Annotated in this window: 6 protein-coding genes; 2 read left to right on the top strand and 4 right to left on the bottom strand. The window is 37.2% G+C overall.

The features are described from left to right. Positions 1-145 precede the first annotated feature (145 nt). The 4 genes from AC1DRF_RS14660 to phaR all read right to left on the bottom strand — a co-directional run bounded on the left by AC1DRF_RS14660 (position 146) and on the right by phaR (position 4,553). The gene (locus tag AC1DRF_RS14660) at positions 146-1,501 is read right to left on the bottom strand and encodes a TrkH family potassium uptake protein (protein WP_043979693.1); all 1,356 of its coding nucleotides are present in this window, start codon (positions 1,499-1,501) and stop codon (positions 146-148) included. 462 nt (positions 1,502-1,963) lie between these two features. Continuing rightward, positions 1,964-3,052, bottom strand: a complete 1,089-nt coding sequence (locus tag AC1DRF_RS14655) for a class III poly(R)-hydroxyalkanoic acid synthase subunit PhaC (RefSeq protein ID WP_013055939.1) — start codon at positions 3,050-3,052, stop codon at positions 1,964-1,966. Between the two features lie 76 nt (positions 3,053-3,128). After that, positions 3,129-3,872, bottom strand: a complete 744-nt coding sequence (gene phbB / locus AC1DRF_RS14650; protein ID WP_014461095.1) for an acetoacetyl-CoA reductase — start codon at positions 3,870-3,872, stop codon at positions 3,129-3,131. 81 nt (positions 3,873-3,953) lie between these two features. Then, positions 3,954-4,553, bottom strand: coding sequence for a polyhydroxyalkanoic acid synthase subunit PhaR (gene phaR, locus AC1DRF_RS14645; protein ID WP_013055937.1), 600 nt, complete (start codon positions 4,551-4,553; stop codon positions 3,954-3,956). A gap of 353 nt (positions 4,554-4,906) precedes the next feature. Between phaR and phaQ the strand changes: the two genes are divergently transcribed. Together phaQ and phaP are read left to right on the top strand one after the other, a co-directional pair. After that, positions 4,907-5,386 carry a poly-beta-hydroxybutyrate-responsive repressor gene (phaQ, locus tag AC1DRF_RS14640; RefSeq protein ID WP_013082201.1) on the top strand — a complete coding sequence of 160 codons (480 nt, stop codon included), beginning with the start codon at positions 4,907-4,909 and terminating at the stop codon, positions 5,384-5,386. 168 nt (positions 5,387-5,554) lie between these two features. Continuing rightward, positions 5,555-6,000: polyhydroxyalkanoic acid inclusion protein PhaP (gene phaP / locus AC1DRF_RS14635; protein WP_477741011.1), on the top strand; the 446-nt coding region annotated here is incomplete at its 3' end.

Genomic DNA, 6,000 nt, shown 5'->3' with positions numbered 1-6,000 from the left:
TCGCCATGCCCTCCAATCAACAGCTGGAAGCAGGTAAAAATATGAGACCTATGTTTACCATCATAAAAAAATCCGAACGAGCTTGATTAAGAATCAAGCTCGTTCGGATCCTTCYTCAACTAACATATTTTTACCTCAGCCTCTTTTATCCAATAATAATACGTTCTTTCGGATAGTGATAATCCGGTCCAGACGTTGGACGGCGAAGCATTAAAATAAATGAAAACATGCCGATTCGGCCAATGAACATTAAAATCATAATAACGCATTTACCGATATCAGAAAGCCCTCCTGTAATTCCCATTGATAAACCTGTTGTCCCAAAAGCCGAACACACTTCAAAAATAAGCTCAATGAGAGAAAAATGTTCTGTAATACTTAAAATAAGAAGAGAACTCGAGCAAATGATTACGGCTAACATCGATACAGCTACTGATTTAATAATGTCGTCTTCATGAATTTCGCGGCGAAAGATTTTAATCGTCTTATTTCCTCTGACGTAATAAAACAGGAAAAGAATATTTAATGCAAACGTCGTCGTACGAATTCCTCCCCCTACTGAGCTCGGTGAAGCACCGATAAACATCATCGCACTCATCATAATTAACGTAGGAAGTGAAAACTCATTAATATTCATGGTCGCCACTCCTCCACTCCTTGTGGCAGCGGATTGGAAAAACGCATAAAAAAACGATTCATCCCAAGACTTATCTGCTAGAAATCCTGAATGCTCTAGCACAAGAATCAAGATTGTCCCCCCTGCTAACAGCAGAAAAAACATAATGGTCGTTAGCTTCGTAAATAGCGAAAATTGAAATTTACGCTTATCTTTAAATGTTAAAAAATAGTGCTTAATTTCAATTAATACAGGGAATCCAATCGCTCCAAGCGTAATTAAAATAACGGTTACCACTTGGACAAAATAATCATGGGCATACGGAATAAATGAAGATCCTGTAATATCGAAGCCAGCATTTGTTGTAGCGCTGACAGAAGCAAAGAAACCATGCAAAAACGCATCCGTCCAGCTCGAATAATAACGGAGAAAATGTAATCCTAAAACAATGGCGCCAACTAGTTCAATGGCAAAAATAATAAATAAAATATTTCTCATCAAGTCAACTAATCCTGATAAGCGGGATTGGTTATGGTCTGTCATAATGAGCTGACGTTCCTTTAAACCGATTTTTTTACCCAAAATCATCCAAATAAATGTACTGAGTGTCATTACACCAATACCACCGATTTGAAAAATAAAAGCGAGTAAAAAATAGCCCGTCGTACTAAATGTATCCGGAGTAGAGACAGGTGTCAGCCCTGTTACACTTACCGCACTAACGGCAATAAATAAGCGATCAATAAATGCTAACTTCACTCCCGGCTTTAAAGCTTCTGGAATACTAAGTAATAGAAATCCAAGCGTAACAGCCACTATGTAAAATGTAACAATAATTTGAGCTGAAGACATCTGCCTTACTCGTCGTTTCCATGGTTGCGGCATAATCTGACATTCCTTTTTGTTATAATACTAATAGTTTTCTTCTTTCTTCTTAAAGCATACTCATTGTTACATGGATTGCAATATCCATGTAAAAAATCCCATGTTCAAGAAGGTGACTACATTAGTATAAAAGAAGTCACCTCACTTGTCATTAGATATCATATATTCCAGCAGCCCGCATAAAGAACCGTCAATCAATATTGTCTGTTTACAAAAAAAACGAGGTTGAGACATAATTAAATGAATCCAATCTAAAGACGAACAAATGGGATSCATGAGCTGAACCGCTTGTGACACCGCWGTYGATTTCCGTGCAAGACTTCGCCTTGCTCTCCAATCAACAACTAGAAGCAACTATATATTTGAAACCTACGTTTACCATAACAAAAAAACGAACCACTAATATCAGTGGTTCGTTTTTCACTTCGGCTAAAATACTTTTGTCCTAGCCACGTCTTTATTTTATTTAGAGCGTTTTTCTAGCCAATCGCCGATTGAAGGATATGTTTCCTTCACTGCTTTTGGACCAAATACAACAGATACGTGACCTGTTTGCAACAATTTGTACTCTTTATCTTCACTTGAAACAGCGTCCATTAAAGCTGCCACTTGATGCGGCATCGCAATATGATCACGGCTAGCAGCAATGTTTAAAATATTAGCTTTAATATTTTTTAAATCTACTTTGCGTCCGCGAACTTCAAGTTCACCATTGATTAATTTATTTTGTTGATAGAAGTCACGAATCCACTGACGATAAGCTTCACCAGCAAATGGGATTCCGTCAGCAACCCACTTTTGCATTAGCTTCCAGCTTTCAACAAACCGCTGATTTTCCGAACGGTCCACCAACGTTACATATGGGCCATAGAAATTCGTGATTGGCTTTAACATCTTGTTTCCAAAGTCAATCATCTCTGGAGGGATGTTTCCGAATGTATCTACTGCTTTATCTAAATTAAAGTAGCGATCGTCTAAGAATGCTCCGTATAAACCTGTATCCGAAAAATCAAATGGACTTGTCATAAAAATTAAGTTTTTAATCGGCAAGTCTTCATTTAATGCAGCAAAAATAGATGTCATAGTTCCGCCCATGCAGTAACCAAGAACAGACAAATCAGGAGATTTAGAAGTGCGCAGCACCTTTTTCGCTGCTTTTGGAATATAATCTACAATATAATCATCTAGCTTCATATTGCTGTCTTCAAGCCCAGGAGTTCCCCAGTCAAGCAAATACACGTCAAAACCGCGGTTCAATAAGTATTCAACAAGGCTGTTTCCAGGTGTTAAATCCAAAATATACGGTTTATTGATCAATGCATATACGAGTAAGATTGGTGTTTTATGCAGGTTATCTTTTACTGGCGTATAGCGGTATAATTTCGCTTTGTTCTTTTTCCAAATAACCTCTTTTGGTGTTAATCCAACTTCCGGTTCCGCTTCTGTTGTCATAATTTCATATGCACGCTTAAAACGTCTTGCAGAACTTTTATATTCACTTGGCATTGATTTGATTAATTTTTCCCACTCTTGCACGTAAGGAATTGCCACGAATATACACACCCTTTCATTCCATTAGTAGTTAGTTAACAAGCACAGCCCCGACAAAAGTCAGGGCCAGCATTTATTACATGTATAAGCCGCCGTTAATGTTTAACTGTTGTCCTGTAATGTACGCGCCGTCTTTTGCTAAGTAAACAACTCCACGTGCAATTTCTTCAGCGTGGCCTAAGCGACGAGTTGGGATTTTTGCTACAACTTTTGCACGAACTTCTTCCGGCATTGCCATTACCATTTCCGTTTCAATAAATCCTGGGCAAATTGCATTAACTGTTACGCCTGACTTAGCTAGCTCAAGAGCTAATGATTTAGTGAATCCTAGCATACCTGCTTTAGCAGCTGAGTAGTTTGTTTGACCAAATCCGCCCGCTTGACCAATAATTGATGAAATATTGATAACACGACCACCTTCAGATTCTAAAAGGTGCGTTAGCGCAGCTGATGTTGTGTTGTATACGCTATGTAAGTTTACATCAATTACTTTTTTCCAATCTTCTTCACCTAACTTCTTGAATGAACGGTCGCGCGTAATTCCAGCATTGTTTACTAGAATGTCTAATTGACCAAACGCAGCTTTTGTTTCTTCGATTAGGTGTTTTGCTTGATCTACATAAGACACGTCAGCTTGAACCGCAATAGCTTCTCCGCCGTTGTCTTTAATTTCTTTTACGATTGCTTCTGCAGATTCTTTACTGCTGTTATAGTTTACTGCTACTTTTACTCCATTAGAAGCAAGCTCACGTGTAATTGCTGCCCCGATACCTTTAGATCCGCCTGTTACGATTGCTACTTTACCTTGTAATGTTGTCATGAAAAATTTCCCCCTTGCTTCTTCAGCTATGATTTTTACTGTAAATACAGCAGTTAATGTTGTTATAAAATCCCCTATACCTTACTTGCGAGCTGGCTGCTCAGTTTTTTGAGCGTTTGATGGTTTTGCTTCAGATTTAGCTTCTGCCTTTGGCTTTTCAGCTAATTTTTCTTGTTTTTCTAACAGCTGAGCCTGAAGCTGCTCACCTTGAGTTTTAATTTGTTTTTGAATAGTTTCTTTTAACTCGTCTTGTGTTTTTTGCTGCCCTTCAAGAAGAGATAAAACTTTGTCGAGTTTTTTGTCTAACGATTTGACATCAGATTTCAGCTTAGTTACATCTTTTTTCAAAGCAGATGCACTTTCTTGCTGTGCTTCTAATTCATCAAAACGATCGTCAAATTGCTCTTCTAATAATTCTACTTTTTCTTCCACATTGATGACTAATGACGCAACGTTTGCTACATCTTCTTTTGTTGGTACATTTACTTGGTGCAGATAGCGCCCCGTTACTTCATTTACTGCTTGTTGATATTGAAGGTTCATATTTAGCACATTTCCCATGAGCTGGGAAAATTCTTCACGATTCATATTGTCCCCAATAACTTTACCCCAGTAAGATTCGGTTTTGTCATATACGTCTTTCCATGCTTGAAACGGATCAAATACTTTTTGCTGTTCCAAAACTCCATCTCCTTTCTTGTGTACGTTAAAAGTGATGGCTTTCAATATGGACACTTAATGTGACAAGCGACATATTAGAAGCTCTAAGTAAACGCAACCAATTTTGCGTTTATTTATTGGATAATGTAAATCTTTTCACAATTCACTTACCAACAAATTATAAATGTTATAAAAATTACCTACATGTACTATTATAAATACGTTTTCCAAAATAAACAATTCTAAATCTTTGTTTATTTTTGAATTTTTTTGACGCTTTTTGTCGAAATCCAAAAAATCGTTCTTTTTTCCTGTATTTGAAAGACCTGTTTTAAAGTGTTGACAATTTTTTCATCTAGGTGTAAATTACACATATGGAAAACAAATTCTCTTTTTTCGAAGGGGTGATTACCTTGGGATCAAGTGAAAAAGATAACACCTCTAATTCAAACAACTTAGAAAAATCGATTAGCGGTGCACCAAAAAACTTGATGGTTCCTTTTCTTCTTTTAAGTTTAAGAGGTTGGAATCTACATGGTTACAAGCTCATTCAGCAACTAATGAGCTTTGGATTCACATCAGTTGATCAGGGAAATGTCTACCGCACGCTGAGACAGCTTGAAAAAGACAACTTGATTACATCGCAATGGGATACGTCAGCTGAAGGACCTGCACGCCGGATTTATTCATTAACAGATGCCGGCGAACAATATTTAAGCATGTGGGCTAATTCACTTGAACAGTATCAAAACATGTTAGATTCATTTTTTCACATGTATACCGACATGTTGTTCCCTTTTAGCTCTTCTTCTTCTAAAAAGTCAAAAGAATCAAAAGAGGAAGAAAACGATTAAAGGGATTCACGCAGTACATCTGCGTTTCCTAATATAATGTTAAATTTCACGGTCAACCAGCGAGCGCGGAATGTTAGGTTTATCACACAACTACGAATTTCTTCTTTAACGTTTTGTTCATTACGATAACTGTTCGCCAGACCAAATTATTCAAGGAGGAATTTGATTATGTCAACAGTAAAGTATGATACAGTAATTGATGCAATGTGGGAACAATGGACAAAGGGGTTACAAAACATTGCAGACGGAAACAAACAAATTGAGCAATGGACGTTAAAAGCACTTGAGCAACAGCAAGAATTTGTAACAAAAGCAGTTGAACAACTTCAAGCAACAGACAAACAATGGAAAGCTGAATTAGAAGATCTTCAACAAAAAACAGTTGAAAACTTACGTAAAACAGCTGGAAACGCTGTTGCCGATTCTTATGAAGAATGGACAAACCGCACGCATGAAGCATTAAATAAATTACAAGAGCTTTCTCTTAACCAAAGCAAATCAAGCTATTCTTTAGTAAAGCAAGCTCAAGAACAATATCATCAAGTAGTAACACAATTAGTAGAAGAGCAAAAGAAAACGCGCCAAGAATTCCAACACGTATCTGATGCATACGT

Source organism: Priestia sp. P5_B4, from assembly GCF_056400385.1.
Note: the sequence above shows the minus strand (reverse complement) of the source record. Positions and strands in the feature narration are given on the sequence as shown.